This is a genomic window from Streptomyces sp. SM18, from assembly GCF_002910775.2.
In the GTDB taxonomy this organism is placed as follows: Bacteria; Actinomycetota; Actinomycetes; order Streptomycetales; family Streptomycetaceae; genus Streptomyces; species Streptomyces halstedii.
Map to the genome: position 1 here is coordinate 1689077 of NZ_CP029342.1, position 17261 is coordinate 1706337.

16 protein-coding genes and 1 riboswitch are annotated in these 17261 nt (G+C 69.4%); of the genes, 5 read left to right on the plus strand and 11 right to left on the minus strand.

Going from position 1 to position 17261, the window contains the following annotated elements:
* Positions 1-108: 108 nt before the first annotated feature.
* Positions 109-226: riboswitch (SAM riboswitch) on the minus strand.
* A gap of 83 nt (positions 227-309) precedes the next feature.
* The 5 genes from trpD to B9S64_RS07520 form a co-directional block, all read right to left on the minus strand.
* Positions 310-1374, minus strand: coding sequence for an anthranilate phosphoribosyltransferase (trpD, locus tag B9S64_RS07500; RefSeq protein ID WP_103492242.1), 1065 nt, complete (start codon positions 1372-1374; stop codon positions 310-312).
* A gap of 123 nt (positions 1375-1497) precedes the next feature.
* On the minus strand, positions 1498-3123 hold the full coding sequence (locus B9S64_RS07505; RefSeq protein ID WP_103492243.1) for a ubiquinol-cytochrome c reductase cytochrome b subunit: 1626 nt from the start codon (positions 3121-3123) through the stop codon (positions 1498-1500).
* Entirely contained in the window at positions 3120-4172 is a 1053-nt protein-coding gene (locus tag B9S64_RS07510) for a ubiquinol-cytochrome c reductase iron-sulfur subunit (protein ID WP_103492244.1), read from the minus strand. The genes B9S64_RS07505 and B9S64_RS07510 overlap by 4 nt, the downstream gene beginning before the upstream one ends.
* The gene (locus B9S64_RS07515; protein ID WP_103492245.1) at positions 4169-4978 is read right to left on the minus strand and encodes a c-type cytochrome; all 810 of its coding nucleotides are present in this window, start codon (positions 4976-4978) and stop codon (positions 4169-4171) included. The genes B9S64_RS07510 and B9S64_RS07515 overlap by 4 nt, the downstream gene beginning before the upstream one ends.
* Positions 4979-5032: 54 nt before the next feature.
* Positions 5033-5653 (minus strand): heme-copper oxidase subunit III, encoded by a 621-nt coding sequence (locus B9S64_RS07520; protein WP_028440120.1) that lies wholly within the window; start codon positions 5651-5653, stop codon positions 5033-5035.
* A 188-nt stretch (positions 5654-5841) separates the two neighbouring features.
* On the opposite strand from B9S64_RS07520, the gene B9S64_RS07525 reads away from it, so the two are divergent.
* Positions 5842-6243, plus strand: a complete 402-nt coding sequence (locus B9S64_RS07525) for a hypothetical protein (protein WP_028440119.1) — start codon at positions 5842-5844, stop codon at positions 6241-6243.
* 49 nt (positions 6244-6292) lie between these two features.
* On the opposite strand, the gene B9S64_RS07530 is transcribed toward B9S64_RS07525, so the two are convergent.
* The 4 genes from B9S64_RS07530 to coxB all read right to left on the minus strand — a co-directional run bounded on the left by B9S64_RS07530 (position 6293) and on the right by coxB (position 10758).
* Positions 6293-7549 (minus strand): Ig-like domain-containing protein, encoded by a 1257-nt coding sequence (locus B9S64_RS07530; protein ID WP_103492246.1) that lies wholly within the window; start codon positions 7547-7549, stop codon positions 6293-6295.
* Positions 7550-7661: 112 nt separating this feature from the next.
* A complete protein-coding gene (locus B9S64_RS07535; RefSeq protein WP_028440117.1) occupies positions 7662-8060 on the minus strand; it encodes a cytochrome c oxidase subunit 4 in 399 nt (132 codons plus the stop codon).
* The gene (gene ctaD / locus B9S64_RS07540; RefSeq protein WP_103505291.1) at positions 8057-9793 is read right to left on the minus strand and encodes a cytochrome c oxidase subunit I; all 1737 of its coding nucleotides are present in this window, start codon (positions 9791-9793) and stop codon (positions 8057-8059) included. The genes B9S64_RS07535 and ctaD overlap by 4 nt, the downstream gene beginning before the upstream one ends.
* Positions 9790-10758 carry a cytochrome c oxidase subunit II gene (coxB, locus tag B9S64_RS07545; protein ID WP_103491464.1) on the minus strand — a complete coding sequence of 323 codons (969 nt, stop codon included), beginning with the start codon at positions 10756-10758 and terminating at the stop codon, positions 9790-9792. The genes ctaD and coxB overlap by 4 nt, the downstream gene beginning before the upstream one ends.
* 273 nt (positions 10759-11031) lie before the next feature.
* On the opposite strand from coxB, the gene B9S64_RS07550 reads away from it, so the two are divergent.
* A complete protein-coding gene (locus tag B9S64_RS07550) occupies positions 11032-12414 on the plus strand; it encodes a cysteine desulfurase/sulfurtransferase TusA family protein (RefSeq protein WP_103491463.1) in 1383 nt (460 codons plus the stop codon).
* A gap of 13 nt (positions 12415-12427) precedes the next feature.
* Here the strand turns inward: B9S64_RS07550 and B9S64_RS07555 are convergent, their stop codons facing one another.
* Entirely contained in the window at positions 12428-13402 is a 975-nt protein-coding gene (locus tag B9S64_RS07555) for a carbohydrate kinase family protein (protein ID WP_103491462.1), read from the minus strand.
* 181 nt (positions 13403-13583) lie between these two features.
* Between B9S64_RS07555 and B9S64_RS07560 the strand changes: the two genes are divergently transcribed.
* Both B9S64_RS07560 and B9S64_RS07565 read left to right on the plus strand, forming a co-directional pair.
* Positions 13584-13799: a hypothetical protein gene (locus B9S64_RS07560; protein WP_103491461.1), complete on the plus strand. Its 216-nt coding sequence runs from the start codon at positions 13584-13586 to the stop codon at positions 13797-13799.
* Between the two features lie 125 nt (positions 13800-13924).
* Positions 13925-15391: a hypothetical protein gene (locus B9S64_RS07565; RefSeq protein WP_109492005.1), complete on the plus strand. Its 1467-nt coding sequence runs from the start codon at positions 13925-13927 to the stop codon at positions 15389-15391.
* Positions 15392-15452: 61 nt separating this feature from the next.
* On the opposite strand, the gene B9S64_RS07570 is transcribed toward B9S64_RS07565, so the two are convergent.
* Complete coding sequence (locus tag B9S64_RS07570) at positions 15453-15809, minus strand: iron-sulfur cluster assembly accessory protein (RefSeq protein ID WP_014045490.1); 357 nt, start codon at positions 15807-15809, stop codon at positions 15453-15455.
* A gap of 222 nt (positions 15810-16031) precedes the next feature.
* Between B9S64_RS07570 and nadA the strand changes: the two genes are divergently transcribed.
* Positions 16032-17231 (plus strand): quinolinate synthase NadA, encoded by a 1200-nt coding sequence (gene nadA / locus B9S64_RS07580; RefSeq protein ID WP_103488982.1) that lies wholly within the window; start codon positions 16032-16034, stop codon positions 17229-17231.
* Positions 17232-17261: the final 30 nt, after the last annotated feature.

Here is a 17261-nt window from a genome sequence, read left to right on the forward strand (position 1 = left end):
GAAGAAAAAGGGGGTGCGGGAAGGGCTCGGCGCCCTAGCGCATTCGCTTGCTCACAAGAGGCTCCCTAGGGACCAGGACCCCAAGGGGCGGCATACGAGATGCCGAGGGGCCCGCGCTTGCCACAGACCTCGCTGCCTGCGGCCCGGTCTTCACCCGGGGCACCCCGCCACGGACGGAGGGTTGCCGGACAGCGGGCCGGGGCCGTAGTCGCTGTCACTCATGACCTGCCGAGCATCTTGCCACAGGTGCCCGTACGCGCAAGGGCGCGGTCCGCCATCCGGACCGCGCCCCCATGTACCGCGGCCGTCTCAGCGGTTGCTGGCCGCCACCCAGCGGTCCAGGGCGGCCTTGGCCGCGCCGGAGTCGATCGCCTCGGCGGCCCGGGTGATCTGGGCCGCGATCCGGTCGTTCAGCGGCCCGTCGCCCGCCTCCAACGCGGTCAGCGCGGCCGCCGAGTTGAGCAGCACCGCGTCCCGTACGGGTCCCGTCGCGCCGTCCAGCAGCCGGCGGGCGACATCCGCGTTGTACGAGGCGTCGGCGCCGCGCAGCGCCTCGACCGGCACCAGCTCCAGGCCGACGTCGCGCGGGTCGAACGCCTCCTCGCGCACCGCCCCGTCCCGCACGGTCCAGACGCGGGAGGTCGCCGTGGTGGTCAGCTCGTCCAGGCCGTCGTCGCCCCGGAAGACGAGGGCCGAGTTGCCGCGGGCCGCGAGCACACCGGCGACGATGGGCGCCATCTTGAGGTCCGCGACCCCGATGGCCTGGGCGCGCACCTGGGCCGGGTTGGTGAGCGGTCCCAGGATGTTGAAGGTGGTCTGTGTGCCGAGCTCCTTGCGGGCACGGGCCGCGTAGCGCAGGGCGGGGTGGAACTTCACGGCGAAGCAGAAGGTGATGCCCGCCTCCTCGGCGACCTCGACCACGCGCTGCGGCGTGAGTTCGAGGTTGACGCCGAGCTTCTCCAGGACGTCGGAGGCGCCGCTCGCGGACGAGGAGGCGCGGTTGCCGTGCTTGACGACCTTGGCGCCCGTCCCGGCCACGACGATCGCCGACATGGTGGAGATGTTGACCGTCTTGGCCATGTCCCCGCCGGTGCCCACGATGTCCACGGTGCGTCCGGGCACGTGGATGGTGTGCGCGTGGTCGTACATGGCGCGCACCAGCCCGGTGACCTCGTCCACGGTCTCGCCCTTGGCCCGCAGGGCGACGGCGAACCCGGCGATCTGCACATCGGTGGCCTCGCCGCTCATGATGCGGTCCATGGCCCAGGCGGTGTCCTCGGCGGCCAGGTCCTGGCCGCGCAGCAGGGGGGTCAGCACGCCGGGCCAGGTACGGTCCGCCACGCTGTCGCCGCCGTCCGGGGTCACAACGTTCATGGTCCGCTCCTGGGTCCACAGCCGGTAAAAGGTTTCGGCCCCACCCTATCCAGCGCCGGGGACAGCGAAGAGCCCCGTCCGGCGAATGGACGGGGCTCCCGCTGTGGCGGTCAGCTGAGGTGATCAGTGGTGGCCGTGGCCGCTGGTGATCTCCTTGTACTCCTCGGCGGTGGGCTTGGGGATCTGGTTGCCCTCGCCGTAGTAACTCCGGCTCAGCCGGGCGCGCAGCTTCTGCACCGCGGACGGCTTGCGCTCCACACCGTTCTCGTCGACCGTGGGGCCGACTTCGAGCGGCTCGTACTGCTCGTGGGCCGTGAGCGCGTACCGCGCCTCCGGGCCGAGCAGCTCGTGGATCTCGACGAACTCACCGTGCGGCAGGCGCTTGATGGTGCCGGACTCCCGTCCGTGCAGCACCTTCTCCTTGTCGCGGCGCTGGAGGCCGAGGCAGATGCGCCGGGTGACGATGAACGCCAGGACCGGGCCGGCGAAGAAGGCGATCCGTACGAACCAGCTGATCGCGTTGAGCGACAGATGGAAGTGGGTCGCCCAGATGTCGTTGCCGCCGCCGATCAGCATGACGAAGTAGATCGTCACCCAGGCGACACCGAGCGCGGTCCGGGTCGGGGCGTTGCGCGGCTTGTCCAGGATGTGGTGCTCGCGTTTGTCCCCGGTGATCCACGACTCGATGAACGGGTAGAGCGCGAGCGCCCCGAGGACGACGCCGAACAGGACCAGCGGGATCAGTACGCCCAGGACCAGCGTGTGGCCCCACAGGTTGATCTCCCAGCCCGGCATCACACGGACGAAGCCTTCCGCGAAGCCCATGTACCAGTCCGGCTGGGCGCCCGTGGACACCTGGTCGGGCCGGTAGGGGCCGATCCCCCAGATCGGGTTGATCGTGGCGATCGCGGCGATGGCGGCGATGAAGCCGAAGACCAGGAAGAAGAAGCCCCCGGCCTTCGCCATGTACACCGGCAGCAGCGGCATGCCGACCACGTTCTTGTTGGTCTTGCCCGGTCCGGCGAACTGCGTGTGCTTGTGGAAGAACACCAGGATGAGGTGGGCGACCACGAGCCCGAGCATGATGCCCGGCAGCAGCAGGATGTGGACCGAGTAGAACCTCGGGATGATGTCCGTGCCGGGGAACTCCCCGCCGAACATGAACATCGAGATGTACGTGCCGACGATGGGCATCGACAGGATCGCGCCCTGGGTGAACCGGACACCCGTACCGGAGAGCAGGTCGTCCGGGAGCGAGTAGCCGGTGAACCCGGTGAACATGCCGAGCACGAACAGCAGGAAGCCGAACAGCCAGTTGATCTCACGCGGCTTGCGGTACGCACCGGTGAAGAACACCCGGAACATGTGCACGAACATGCCGGCGAGGAAGATCACCGCTGCCCAGTGGTGGATCTGCCGGACCAGCAGACCGCCGCGGATGTCGAAGCTGATGTCCAGCGTCGAGGCGTAGGCGGCGGACATCTGGATGCCCTGCATCGGCTCGTACGAGCCGTGGTAGACGACCTCGGACATGCTCGGGTCGAAGAACAGCGTCAGGTACACACCCGTGAGGATGATGATGATGAAGCTGTAGAGGCAGATCTCACCCAGCATGAAGGACCAGTGGTCCGGGAAGATCTTGCGCATGTTGGCCTTGGCCAGACCGTAGATGCCCAGTCGGCCATCCGCCCAGTCGGCCACCCGCTCACCGGCGGGCGCCTTGCGCTTGGTGTCTGTCACGGTACTCATCCGCGCTCCCAGAAGGCAGGACCGACGGGCTCTGCGAAGTCGCCGAGCGCCTCGAGGTTGCCCTCGCTGTTCACGCCGATCCGCAGCTGCGGCAGGGGGTGACCGGCCGGGCCGAAGATGACGCGGGCGCCGTCGGAGAGGTCGAAGGTGGACTGGTGGCACGGGCACAGGACGTGGTGCGTCTGCTGCTCGTAGAGGCTGATCGGGCAGCCGACGTGGGTGCAGATTTTGGAGAAGGCGACGATCCCCTCGTGGCCCCACTCACGCGACTGCTTGTCCTTGATGTCGTCCGGCTCGATGCGGACGATCATCAGGGCGGCCTTGGCGATCTGGGTCTGGAAGTCGTGCGAGCCCTCCTCCAGGCCCTCGGGCATGGCGAAGGTCAGCGAACCGACGGTCACGTCCTCGGGACGCAGCGGCTGGTTCGTGTTCATGTTGACCAGCTGCTTGCCCTTGGCCCACAGGGTCTTGCGCAGCTTCTCCTCCGGCAGCGGACCGAGGTCGCGCAGCAGCACCACACCGGAGAGCGGCACCAGGGCCAGCGCACCGAACATGGTGTTGCGGATCAGCTTCCGCCGCCCGATCGCGGACTCCCTGGCACCGTCCGCGAAGTCGGCGAGAACCTTCGCCTTGACCTCGGGCGTCGCCTCGATGGGGTGCCGGTCGTCGGCGACCTCCACGTCGGACATCAGGGTGCGCGCCCAGTGGACGGCCCCCGCGCCGATGAGGAAGAGCGCCGCGCCCAGCGTCAGTCCCAGCGAGAAGTGGAGCGCGCTCACATGGCCGATCGGCCAGATGAAGACGATCTTGTCGACCGGGAAGATGACGTAGGAGGCGATGAAGCCGACCGTCGCCAGCATGGACAGCGTGAACATCAGGGCCACGGTGCGCTCGGAGCGCTTGGCGGCCCTTTCGTCGATGTCCTGGATGCGCGGCTTGTGGGCCGGCAGCCCGGGGTCGGCGAACGGGTCGTCCGCGACCTTGACCGCACCGTGCGCGGTGTCCTGCTCTGCGGGCAGGCCCTCTTCTGGAATCTCTTGGCTACTCATGACTTCTTGGCCTTAGCGGTGTGTGCCGCGACCCAGACGGCGATGGCGATCAGTCCGCCGAGTCCGAAGATCCAGCCGAAGAGACCTTCGCTGACGGGACCGAGGCCACCGAGCGAGAGCCCGCCGGGGCTCGCGGTTTCGTCACCGTTCACGGTCTTGATGTACGCGATGATGTCTTTCTTCTCCTTCTCCGGCATGGTGCTGTCCGGGAAGGAGGGCATGGCCTGGGGGCCGGTCTGCATGGCCTCGTAGATGTGCTTGGGGCTCACACCTTCGAGGTTGGGGGCGTACTTGCCGTCGGTCAGCGCACCGCCCTTGCCGGTGAAGTTGTGGCACTGGGCGCAGTTGGTGCGGAACAGTTCGCCGCCCTTGGCCACGTCGGCGCCCGAGGGGTCCACCTGGCTCTCGGTCGGCGTGATCGGACCGGCGCCCAGGGACGCGACGTACGCCGCGAGCTGGTCGATCTCGGCCTGGTTGTAGATGACCGGCTTCTTCGGCACCTGGGCACCCGGCTGCTGGGCCGGCATACGTCCGGTACCGACCTGGAAGTCGACGGCGGCGGAGCCGACGCCAACGAGGGACGGCCCGTCGGTGGTGCCCTGACCGCCGGTTCCGTGGCAACTGGCACAGCCCACGGAGTAGAGCTTCTTGCCCTCGTCGATGGCGAGGGACTGGGCGGTGTCGTCGGCCTGCGCCTTACCCGCAGGTGCGAACGCGGCGTACAGCCCCCCGGTAGCCGCCAGCGCGAGGAGTAGTACGACGACCGCCGCCAGCGGATGGCGTCGTCGTGCGGAGAGCTTTTTCACGGATTACCCCGGTGTCAGGATCTTCTGCGTCGATGGTGGTGGGTGCGAGCCCGGCTACTTGATCATGTAGATCGTGGCGAACAGGCCGATCCAGACGACATCGACGAAGTGCCAGTAATAGGACACGACGATGGCGGCGGTGGCCTGCTCGTGGGTGAACCTGGAGGCCGCGTATGTCCTGCCCAGGACGAGCAGGAAGGCGATGAGACCGCCTGTCACATGCAGCCCGTGGAAGCCGGTCGTCAGGTAGAACACGGAGCCGTAGGGGTCGGAGGACAGGGACAGGCCCGCGTCCTTGACCAGCTCGGTGTACTCCAGGATCTGGCCTCCGATGAAGATCGAACCCATCACGAACGTGATGATGAACCAGGTGCGGAGCTTCTTCACATCGCCCCGCTCCGCGGCGAAAACGCCGAGCTGGCAGGTGAGGGAGGAAAGCACCAGGATCGTGGTGTTCGTCGCCGAGAACGGGAAGTTCAGATGGTGGGTCATCTCCTTCCAGTGCTCGGGACCCATCACCGATCGCAGGGTGAAGTACATCGCGAAGAGGGCCGCGAAGAACATCAGCTCGGAACTCAACCAGATGATGGTTCCGACGCTGGTGAGGTTCGGTCGATTGACCGACGGGTGCGCGTGCCCGGTTTCTACTGTCGTTGCTGTCGCCACGACCGACATTATGTCGGTCGCTTATCCCGCCCTCACTCCGGGGGGTGCTCTTCGGTGTGTCAGTGGGGTGTGTCCACACCGAACAGCCCATCGAAACGCTGTCCTTACCGGTGCTGACAGGCTGTCCGCCGGAGTACGATCCGCCCATCGGTACGTGCCCCGAGAGCCCCTGAAGACACAGACGTCACGGAGGAACAATGCAGCCGACCGCCACGGTCCTGGTCTACAGCGACGACTCCCACACCCGTGAGCAGGTGAGGCTGGCTGCCGGACGCAGGCCGGCGACGGACGTCCCGGAGGTGGAGTTCCTGGAGTGCGCCACCCTGCCGGCCGTCCTGAGCGCGCTGGACCGGGGCGGTGTCGACGTCTGCGTGCTGGACGGGGAGACGGCCCCGGTGGGCGGCATGGGCGTCTGCCGGCAGATCAAGGACGAGATCTTCCACTGCCCGCCCGTGCTGCTGCTGATCGGCCGGCCGCAGGACGCGTGGCTGGCCACCTGGAGCCGCGCCGACGCCGCGGTGACCCATCCGGTCGACCCCGTCGACTTCGCGGACGCCTTGGCCGCCCTGCTGCGTCAGAGGCTCGCCGTGGGGGCCTGAGCCCCCCTGTCCGCGGCGCGGCGCGCTCCTTCGGTCCCGGGACCGACTCTCAGACCTGGGGGCGCAGCCGCGCCGCGGTCACGTCGGTCCCGGTGTCCGGGGTGCCGCCGCCGTGCAGCGCGCTGCCCTTGAGCCACTCCTGCCAGGAGAGGTTCCAGTCGCCGAAGCCGTTGTCGAACGGCGTCATGGTCTCGCCGTCGCTCCCGACCACCTCGACGATGTCGCCCTCGCGTACGGTCTGGAAGAACCACTCGGCGTCGGCGGTGCTCATGCCCGTGCAGCCGTGGCTGACGTTGGCGCTCCCCTGGGATCCGGTCGACCAGGGTGCCGCGTGCACGTACTCGCCGCTCCAGGTGACCCGGGTCGCCCAGTAGACCGGCAGGTCGTAGGACTCCGACGAGCCGGCGGCGATGCCGACGGTCTCCCCGCGCATGCGGACGAACTGCTCCTTGGCCAGCACCACCTTGATCCCGTTGCGGGTGTCGAAGCCCGGCTTGCCGGTGGTGACCGGCAGGGTGTTGATCACCTCGCCGTTGCGCAGGACCGTCATCTGGTGGTCGGAGGCGTCGGTGACGGCTTCTATGCGGTCGCCGGTCTTGAGTCTGAGGTCCTTGGTGGCGTCCGCGTACAGGGTCTTGGTCACCTTTATGCCCTTGAGGTTGCTGCGGACGTCGATGGTGGCGTTGGCGGGCCAGTACTCCTTGGGGCGGTAGTGCAGGGTCTTGGCGTCCACCCAGTACCAGGAGCCGGTGACGGCGGGGGTGGAGCGGACCTGGAGGCCGCGTTCCACGGTGGCCCGGCCCGCCTTGTCGGTGACCGGAGCGCTGAGTTCCGCTGTGACGGGCTGTCCGACCCCGTAGGTGCCCGTCTGGGGGCCGAAGGAGACCTCCATGAGCTTCTCCGCGGCCGTCGTGCCGAAGTCGTACGTACGGGCGCCCGGGGCGCCGTCGCCGTCCTCGGTGGCCACCTTGACGGTGTAGCGGGTGCCCGCGGCGAGCGAGGTGGTGGAGTGCCACCTCTTGCCGTCGGCGTCGAGTTCGCCCGCCAGGTGGCGGCCCTCCGTGTCGACGGCCGTCACGTCCGTGATGCGCGCGTCGTCATCCTTGACGGTGACTTCGATGGGCTTGTCGGGGTCGGCCTTCTGGTCCTTGGCGGGGCCGTTGAACGAGATGAGGTCGGCGGCGTCGTAGGGCGTGCGTGAGAGGGCGTGGCCGTCCGGCTCGCCACAGGCGGTCGCACCTGCAACCAGGGCAACGACCAGCAGAGTGCAGCTCACTACGGTGCGGATGCGCGGCGTGTGGTTCATGAACCCACGCTAAGAAGATTCATCCGATCCAGCGCGCCCAATGACTGCAAACGGGGGCCCGGCCCGCTCGTAGCCGAGCGGGCCGGGCCCCCGTGCGGGTGGTGCGGCGCTGCTACTGGGTGCGGTTCTCACCGCGGTAGTACTCGAAGACCCAGCCGAAGAGGCCGATCAGGAGCATCGGCGCCGAGAAGTACGCCAGCCACCAGCCGAAGACGACGCCCAGGAAGAGGAAGGCGCCACCGATGGCCAGCGAGAGCGGCTGCCAGCTGTGCGGCGAGAAGAACCCCACCTCGCCGGCCTCGTCCGCGACGTCGGCCTCCTTGTTGTCCTGGGCCATGGCGTCGACCCGGTTGGCCGTGAAGGCCAGGTAGAAGCCGATCATGATGGCCAGCCCGAAGGCCAGGACCAGGGCGGTGGTGCCCACCGGCTCCTTGGACCAGACGCCGTAGGTGATGGCCATGATCAGCAGGAAGACGCTCAGCCAGATGAAGAGCTTGCCCTGGATCTTCACTTGCCGTCCTCCTTGCCACCGACGAGGACCTTGTCACCCTCGGAAAGGTGATCGAGCTGCTCGAGAGCCGCGATCTCCGGGTGGTGCAGGTCGAACGCGGGGGATTCCGAGCGGATGCGCGGCAGGCTGAGGAAGTTGTGCCGCGGGGGCGGGCAGGATGTCGCCCATTCGAGCGAACGGCCGTAGCCCCAGGGGTCGTCGACCTCGATCTTCTTGCCGTACTTGGCGGTCTTCCAGACGTTGTACAGGAACGGCAGCATCGACAGACCGAGCACGAAGGACGAGATCGTCGAGATCGTGTTCAGCGCGGTGAAGCCGTCGGCCGCCAGGTAGTCCGCGTAGCGGCGGGGCATGCCTTCGGCGCCCAGCCAGTGCTGCACGAGGAACGTGCCGTGGAAGCCGACGAACAGCGTCCAGAAGGTCATCTTGCCGAGCCGCTCGTCCAGCATCTTGCCGGTGAACTTCGGCCACCAGAAGTGGAATCCGGCGAACATCGCGAAGACCACGGTGCCGAAGACGACGTAGTGGAAGTGCGCCACGACGAAGTACGAGTCGGAGATGTGGAAGTCGAGCGGCGGGGAGGCCAGGATCACACCGGTCAGACCACCGAAGGCGAAGGTGATCAGGAAGCCGACGGACCAGAGCATCGGTGTCTCGAAGGACAACGACCCCTTCCACATCGTGCCGATCCAGTTGAAGAACTTCACACCGGTCGGTACCGCGATCAGGAAGGTCATGAAGGAGAAGAACGGGAGGAGTACCCCGCCCGTCACATACATGTGGTGCGCCCACACCGTCACGGAAAGACCGGCGATGGCGATCGTGGCGCTGATGAGTCCGATGTAACCGAACATCGGCTTACGGCTGAAGACCGGAATGATCTCCGAGACGATTCCGAAGAACGGCAAGGCGATGATGTACACCTCTGGATGCCCGAAGAACCAGAAGAGGTGTTGCCACAGCAATGCGCCACCGTTCGACGCATCGAAGATATGTGCGCCGAATTTACGGTCGACTTCCAGTGCGAAGAGCGCGGCCGCGAGAACCGGGAACGCGAGCAGGACCAGAACACCGGTCAGCAGGACGTTCCAGGTGAAGATCGGCATACGGAACATCGTCATGCCGGGGGCGCGCATGCAGATGATCGTGGTGATGAAGTTGACCGAACCGAGGATCGTGCCGAATCCGGAGAAGGCCAGACCCATGATCCACATGTCGGCGCCCACGCCCGGCGAACGGACCGCGTCCGACAGCGGGGAGTAGGCGAACCAGCCGAAGTCGGCCGCACCCTGCGGGGTGAGGAAGCCGGCCACCGCGATCAGCGAACCGAAGAGGTACAGCCAGAACGCGAACATGTTCAGCCGCGGGAACGCCACGTCGGGCGCGCCGATCTGGAGCGGCATGATCCAGTTCGCGAAACCGGAGAACAGCGGCGTCGCGAACATCAGCAGCATGATCGTGCCGTGCATCGTGAACGCCTGGTTGAACTGCTCGTTCGACATGATCTGCGTGCCCGGACGGGCCAGCTCGGCGCGCATGAAGAGCGCCAGGAGTCCGCCGATGCAGAAGAACGCGAACGAGGTGACCAGGTAGAGCGTACCGATCGTCTTGTGGTCGGTGGTGGTGAGCCACTTGACGACGACGCTCCCCGGCTGCTTGCGCCGCACCGGCAGCTCGTCCTCGAACGAGTCGTCTGCTGCCGCGGCACCCTGGGATTCGTTGAGGATGCTCACAGTTTGTTCGTCTCCGCATTCCTGGCCGGGTCCGTCTGCTCGATGCCGGCCGGCACGTAGCCCGTCTGACCCTTGTCCGCCAGCTCCTTCAGGTGCTGCTGGTAACGCTCGGGAGAGACGATCTTGACGTTGAAGAGCATTCGGGAGTGGTCGACGCCGCAGAGCTCGGCGCACTTACCCATGTAGGTGCCCTCCTTCATCGGAGTCACCTCGAAGGCGTTGGTGTGGCCCGGGATCACGTCCTGCTTCATGAGGAACGGCACCACCCAGAAGGAGTGGATGACGTCACGCGAAGTCAGGATGAAACGGACCTTCTCCCCCTTCGGCAGCCACAGGGTCGGACCCGGGTTGCCGTTCTGCGGGTTCCTCGTACCGGGGACGCCCACGTCGTAGACGCCGTTGGCGTCCTTGGGGAAGTCCGCGCGGAACTTGTCGGGGATGGCGTCGAGCTCCTTGGGGAACCCGGTGCCCGCGGCGGGCGCGCCTTCCACGTTCTCGATGTAGTTGAAGCCCCAGCTCCACTGGTAGCCGACCACGTTGATGGTGTGGGCGGGCTTGGGGCTGAGCTCGATGAGCTTGGTCTCATCCCGTGCGGTGAAGTAGAAGAGCACCGAGACGATGATGAGGGGTACCACTGTGTACAACGCCTCGATGGGCATGTTGTACCTGGTCTGCCGAGGTACCTCCACCTTGGTCCTGCTTCGCCGGTGGAAGATGACGCTCCACAGGATCAGCCCCCAGACAAGGACACCCGTGGCGAGCGCTGCCGCCCACGAGCCCTGCCAGAGGGAGAGGATCCGCGGGGCCTCTTCCGTTACCGGGGTGGGCATTCCGAGGCGGGGGAAATCCTCCCAGTTGTATTCACAACCGGAGGCCGTCGCCAGGACCAGGCCCGCAGTCAGCACCTGCGGCAGCTTCCGCCGCATCGGGCGCCGCGACGAGCGGTCGGAGCCGTTGGGACTCACGTAGCGCCTTCCCGAGAGTCTCGCCCGCACGGTTCGGCGCGGCCGTCTCGCTTGGTCGGTCGCCGGCCCTGTCGCGGGCAGGGGTTTGGATGTTTATGCGGACCAAACCCTACTGGACGCTATTTGGGGTCGCGCGGGGAGGGTGCCCAACGCGCCGCCCGTCACCCCGAAGGGGTGGAATCGGGGCCTCCGGCCGTCATCTGACGGCCCCTCTCCCCTTGTACACGGCGGCCCCCGCCCGTCCGGGGCCTTCGCGCGGGCTAGCGTGGCGGCGTGTCCTACTTCGATGCCGCCTCCTCCGCTCCCCCGCACCCGGTCGCCCGCCAGGCGTTGCTTGCCTCCCTGGACGAGGGCTGGGCCGATCCCGCCCGGCTGTACCGCGAGGGGCGGCGGGCCGGAATGCTGCTGGACGCCGCCCGGGAGGCCGCGGCGGAGGCCGTCGGGTGCCGGTCGGACGAGCTCGTCTTCACCTCCTCGGGGACCCGGGCGGTGCACACGGCGGTCTCCGGGGCGCTGTCCGGCCGTCGGCGTGTCGGACGCCATCTGGTGCTCTCCGCGGTCGAGCACTCCTCGGTGCTCCACGCGGCGGCGGCGCTGGAGGCGGCGGGCGGGTCGTTCACCGAGGTGCCGGTGGACCGGACCGGCGCGGTGGACGCGTCCGGGTTCGGCCGGGCCCTGCGGGCGGACACCGCGCTGGCCTGCCTCCAGTCCGCCAACCACGAGGTCGGCACCGAGCAGCCGGTGGCGGCGGCGGCCGAGCTGTGCGCCGCGGCGGGCGTGCCCCTGCTGGTGGACGCCGCGCAGTCGTTGGGCTGGGGTCCGGTGGAGGGCGGCTGGTCGCTGCTGACCGCCAGTGCCCACAAGTGGGGCGGCCCGGCCGGGGTGGGGCTGCTGGCCGTACGCAAGGGGGTCCGGTTCGCTCCCCAAGGCCCGGCGGACGAGCGGGAGTCGGGGCGGGCGCCCGGCTTCGAGAACATTCCGGCCGTCGTGGCGGCGGCGGCCTCGCTGCGCGCGGTACGCGCCGAGGCGGAGGCCGAGGCCGCCCGGCTGCGCGCCCTGGTGGACCGGATCCGCGCCGAGGTGCCCCGGCTGGTGCCCGATGTGGAGGTCGTCGGTGATCCGGAGCGGCGGCTGCCGCATCTGGTCACCTTCTCGTGTCTCTATGTCGACGGAGAGACCCTGCTGCATGAGCTGGATCGGGCCGATTTCTCCGTTTCGTCCGGTTCCTCCTGCACGAGCAGCACCCTGACGCCGAGTCATGTCCTGAAGGCGATGGGCGTGCTCACGGAGGGGAACGTCCGTGTGTCGCTGCCCACCGGCACCGCCGCCGCCGAGGTCGACCGCTTCCTGGAGGTCCTGCCGGGCGTGGTGGCGGAGGTACGCCTCAGGCTCGGGGCACCCGCCGCGCCGGCCCCCTCCCCCGCGCCGGCCGCGTCGCTCGTCGTCGACTCCCTGGGCAGGCGCTGCCCGGTCCCGGTGATCGAACTCGCAAAGGTGATCGGAGAGGTACCCGTGGGCGCCACGGTGACGGTCCTCGCCGACGACGAGGCCGCCCGCCTCGACATCCCGGCCTGGTGCGAGATGCGCGAGCAGGAGTACGTGGGCGAGGAGCCGGCGGACCGCGGCTCGGCCTATGTGGTCCGCCGGCTGACGTGAGGCCCCGGCGGTCTCAGGAGAGGTGCACCCGGACCTCGGCGGCCGCCTCGTCCCCGTACGCCTTGGTGAAGCGGTCCATGAAGTGGGTGCGGCGCAGGGTGTACTCCTGGGTGCCGACCGTCTCGATGACCAGGGTGGCGAGCATGCAGCCGACCTGGGCGGAGCGCTCCAGGCCCACGCCCCAGGCGAGGCCGGAGAGGAAGCCGGCCCGGAAGGCGTCGCCGACGCCGGTGGGGTCGGCCTTGCGCTCCTCCTCGGCGCAGTGCACCTCGATGGGGTCGTGACCGGTGCGCTCGATGCGGACGCCGCGGGCGCCGAGGGTGGTGACCCGGTGGCCGACCTTGGAGAGGATCTGCTCGTCGCTCCAGCCCGTCTTGCTCTCGATGAGCCCCTTCTCGTACTCGTTGGAGAAGAGGTAGGTGGCGCCGTCGAGGAGGATACGGATCTCCTCGCCGTTCATCCGCGCGATCTGCTGCGAGAAGTCGGCGGCGAACGGGATGGAGCGGGTGCGGCACTCCTCGGTGTGGCGGAGCATCGCCTCGGGGTCGTCGGCGCCGATGGAGACGAGGTCGAGGCCGCCGACGCGGTCGGCGACGCTCTGCAGCTCGATCAGCCGGGCCTCGCTCATCGCGCCCGTGTAGAAGGAGCCGATCTGGTTGTGGTCGGCGTCCGTGGTGCAGACGAAGCGGGCGGTGTGCAGGACCTCGGAGATCCGCACCGAGCCGGTGTCGACGCCGTGCCGGTCGAGCCAGGCGCGGTACTCGTCGAAGTCGGCCCCGGCGGCGCCGACCAGGACCGGCCGGGTGCCGAGGGTGCCCATGCCGAAGGCGATGTTGGCGCCGACGCCCCCGCGCCGCACGTCGAGGTTGTCGACCAGGAACGAGAGCGAGACCGTGTGCAGCTGGTCCGCGACGAGCTGGTCGGTGAACCTTCCGGGGAAGGTCATCAGATGGTCGGTGGCGATGGAGCCGGTGACTGCGATACGCACGGGAAGGCTGCTCCTGCGGAAGGCGAAGGGACCGCGGGAGCGAACCCTCCGGGACGGCGTGACAGTTCACGCTACCCGGTGGCGCCCTCCGGCAACCCGGCGCCGCCACCTGGGCGGAAAAGGGGAAACTACCCGATAGTAGGGCTTTCCGCCCGAGCCGTGCTCTGCGTACGGTGCCGCTATGCCGAACGAGATCGCTCCGCGTGAGCACCGGACCAGCCTGTCCGAGACAAGTCTGTCCGAGCTGCGCGGTGACTGCGCGCGCATGGCGCCGCGCTGGGTCGCCGCCGCCGGGAGGACCGCCGTGGGGCCGGTGGACGCGCCCCGGATCCACGGGGTCACGGTCCCGCCCGGCTCGGCCCGGCTGATCGACGCCATGGCCGACTACGGGGACTGACCGGCGGGCCCCGGCGCGGTTCCCGTACCTCCGGGGAACCGCGCGCTCCCCTGCTCCGTCCCACCGTCGTCCCCGCCGGGGACGGGCAACACGCGTGACGGACCCGCAGTCGAAGGAGCGATCCGGTGAGCACCGAGGATTCCGAGAAGGACGTGACCCGCTCCCGGCGGCGTTCGCCGCTGGCCGTGGTCTCGGTGGCGGCGGTCCTGTTGGTGGGCGGCGGTACCGCGTACTGGGCGGCCGCCGCCACCCAGGGACGGGCCGCTCCGGCCTCCGGGGACGCGGCTCCCCGGCCGCCGGCGCTGAACCTCGCGGCGGACGGTTCCACGGACCCCGGTCCGGGTATCGCCCCGGGCGAGCCGGACCCGCGCGGCGGCGCCGTCGTCTACCGGGCGGCCGGCCAACTGCCGGACGGACCGGGCGAGGCGGCCGTGCACCGTGCCGAGGGAGCGGTGGGCGCGGACGCGGTGGCGCGGCTGGCGAAGGCGCTCGGGGTGCCAGGCACGCCCCGGGCCGACGGCGCGGCGTGGACGGTGGGCAGCGGCGGGGACGGTTCCGGGCCGTACCTGCGGGTGGCCAAGCAGGCGCCCGGGACCTGGACCTTCGCGCGGTACGCCTCCGGCGGGCCGGACGCCTGCGCGTCCGCGGCGGCCTGCGCCAAGCCGGGCGCGGGTTCGGGCTCGGGCTCGGGCGCGGGTTCGGACACGGATGCCCCGGTCGACGCGAAGACCGCCGAGGCCGCGGCGGCCCCGGTGCTCAAGGCGGCCGGGCAGGAGGGCGCCGCCCTCGACACCCGTCAGCTGATGGGCTCGGTCAGGGTGGTGAACGCCGATCCGGTGGTGGGCGGGCTGCCGACCACCGGCTGGACGACGGGGATCCAGGTGGGTGCCGGGGGCGAGGTCGTCGGAGGCGGCGGGCACCTCACGCCCCTGGAGAAGAGCCATGACTACCCGGTGATCGGCGCCCGCGCGGCCCTGGACCTGCTGAACGCGGAGAGCCGGCCGGGCCCCGGTCCCGCCGTCGGCGGGTGCGCGACCCCCGTACCGCTGAAGGACGGCGCCCCCTCCTCGGCCGCGGCCGGCTGCGCCCCGCGCGGCGACGCGTCGCGGACCACCACCCTGACGGTCGAGAAGGCGGTCCTGGGTCTCTCCGCCCGGTACGCGGACGGTGAGCAGGTGCTCGTGCCCTCGTGGCTCTTCTCCGTACGGCCGGAGGGCGGCGGCGAGGCGTCCACCGTGGCCCGGGTCGCGGTGGATCCGGCGTACCTGGCCGAGGGCAGCACCGCCCCCGAGGACGGGCCCACGCCCGGCACGGGGGACGTCGGCTCCGGGGAGCGTCAGGTGCTCTCGTACGGCGCGGACGGCCGGACGCTGGAGGTGCGGTTCTGGGGCGGGGTGTGCGCCGCGTACGAGGCGCACGCCGAGGAGGACGACGCGACCGTCCGCATCACGGTCACCGAGTCGGCGCCGGAGCCCGGCAAGGCCTGCGTCATGATCGCCAAGGAGCTGACCCGTACGGTGACGCTGGACGCGCCGCTCGGCGGGCGCACGGTGCTCGACGCCCGGACGGGTGCCACCGTGCCGCGCGCCTGAGCGCACGTACGACAGCGGCGGCGCTTCCCGTCCGGGAGGCGCCGCCGCTGTCGTCGGCGGATCAGCTGAAGGAGTCGCCGCAGGCGCAGGAGCCGGTGGCGTTCGGGTTGTCGATCGTGAAGCCCTGCTTCTCGATGGTGTCCACGAAGTCGACCGAGGCGCCGCCCAGGTACGGGGCGCTCATCCGGTCGGTGACGACCTTGACGCCGCCGAAGTCCTTCACGACGTCGCCGTCGAGCGAACGCTCGTCGAAGAAGAGCTGGTAGCGCAGGCCCGAGCAGCCTCCGGGCTGGACGGCGACGCGCAGCGCGAGGTCGTCCCGGCCTTCCTGCTCCAGCAGGGCCTTGACCTTGGCTGCGGCGGCGTCGGACAGGAGGATGCCGTCGCTCACGGTGGTGGTCTCGTCCGATACGGACATCTGCTTCTCTCCCGGGTTGTACGGACTCTGCTTGCCGACGGTGCAACCGCCGAGGCCGCGGATTCATTCCGGGCCACGCGCGTACGTCTCTCCCTCATGCTCGCACACCGCCCCCGCCGGGGGATGCGTCACATCGACGCTATCGGCATCGCCAGGCCGCCGGGCAGCGGGTTATGATAGATAACGTCAATTAGACGAAAACTCGTCAGCAGAAAAGAAAGGGTGCGTGTCGTGACCACCGCCCAGCCCCTGGATGTCCAGCCGACCCCCCTCGCCCTTCTGCTCCTCGGCCGCGACGCCGACCCGCGCAGCGAGCGCGGGGTCGAGTGCCCCGGCGACCTGCCCTCCCCGTCCGACCCGGACCTGGTCGAGCGTGCCCGCGCCGCCAAGGAGAAGCTCGGCGACAAGGTGTTCGTGCTCGGCCACCACTACCAGCGCGACGAGGTCATCCAGTTCGCCGACGTCACCGGCGACTCCTTCAAGCTCGCCCGGGACGCGGCGGCACGGCCCGAGGCGGAGTACATCGTCTTCTGCGGCGTGCACTTCATGGCCGAGTCCGCGGACATCCTGACGGGCGACGACCAGAAGGTCGTGCTCCCCGACCTGGCGGCCGGCTGCTCGATGGCGGACATGGCGACCGCCGAGCAGGTCGCCGAGTGCTGGGACGTGCTGACCGAGGCGGGCGTCGCCGACCAGGTCGTCCCCGTCTCGTACATGAACTCCTCCGCCGACATCAAGGCGTTCACCGGCCGGCACGGCGGGACGATCTGCACCTCGTCCAACGCGAAGCGGGCCCTGGAGTGGGCCTTCGAGCAGAGGGAGTCCCCGGCGGCCAAGGTGCTGTTCCTGCCGGACCAGCACCTGGGGCGGAACACCGCCGTCCGCGACATGGGGATGTCGCTGGAGGACTGCGTCCTCTACAACCCGCACAAGCCGAACGGCGGACTGACCACCGAGGAGCTGCGCGGCGCCAGGATGATCCTGTGGCGCGGGCACTGCTCGGTGCACGGCCGCTTCTCGGTGGAGTCGGTGAACGACGTGCGCGAGCGGATCCCGGGCGTCAACGTGCTGGTGCACCCGGAGTGCAAGCACGAGGTCGTGGCGGCCGCGGACCAGGTGGGCTCGACGGAGTACATCATCAAGGCCCTGGAGGCGGCCCCGGCCGGTTCGAAGTGGGCGATCGGTACGGAACTGAACCTGGTGCGCCGGCTGGCGAATCGTTTCGCCGCCGAGGACAAGGAGATCGTCTTCCTCGACAAGACGGTCTGCTTCTGCTCGACCATGAACCGCATCGACCTGCCGCACCTGGTGTGGACCCTGGAGTCGCTGGCCGAGGGCGCCCTCGTCAACCGCATCCAGGTGGACCCGGAGACCGAGAAGTACGCGAAGCTGGCCCTGAAGCGGATGCTGGCGCTGCCGTAACCCGCCCCGCTTCCCGCGCCCCCGGGGGCC

What these genes read in the sequence shown, in the direction of transcription:
- trpD (WP_103492242.1), bottom strand. Translation starts at nt 1,374, where the DNA reads ATGAACGTTGTGACCCCGGACGGCGGCGACAGCGTGGCGGACCGTACC.
- B9S64_RS07505 (WP_103492243.1), bottom strand. Translation starts at nt 3,123, where the DNA reads ATGAGTACCGTGACAGACACCAAGCGCAAGGCGCCCGCCGGTGAGCGG.
- B9S64_RS07510 (WP_103492244.1), bottom strand. Translation starts at nt 4,172, where the DNA reads ATGAGTAGCCAAGAGATTCCAGAAGAGGGCCTGCCCGCAGAGCAGGAC.
- B9S64_RS07520 (WP_028440120.1), bottom strand. Translation starts at nt 5,653, where the DNA reads ATGTCGGTCGTGGCGACAGCAACGACAGTAGAAACCGGGCACGCGCAC.
- B9S64_RS07525 (WP_028440119.1), top strand. Translation starts at nt 5,842, where the DNA reads ATGCAGCCGACCGCCACGGTCCTGGTCTACAGCGACGACTCCCACACC.
- B9S64_RS07530 (WP_103492246.1), bottom strand. Translation starts at nt 7,549, where the DNA reads ATGAACCACACGCCGCGCATCCGCACCGTAGTGAGCTGCACTCTGCTG.
- B9S64_RS07560 (WP_103491461.1), top strand. Translation starts at nt 13,584, where the DNA reads ATGCCGAACGAGATCGCTCCGCGTGAGCACCGGACCAGCCTGTCCGAG.
- B9S64_RS07570 (WP_014045490.1), bottom strand. Translation starts at nt 15,809, where the DNA reads ATGTCCGTATCGGACGAGACCACCACCGTGAGCGACGGCATCCTCCTG.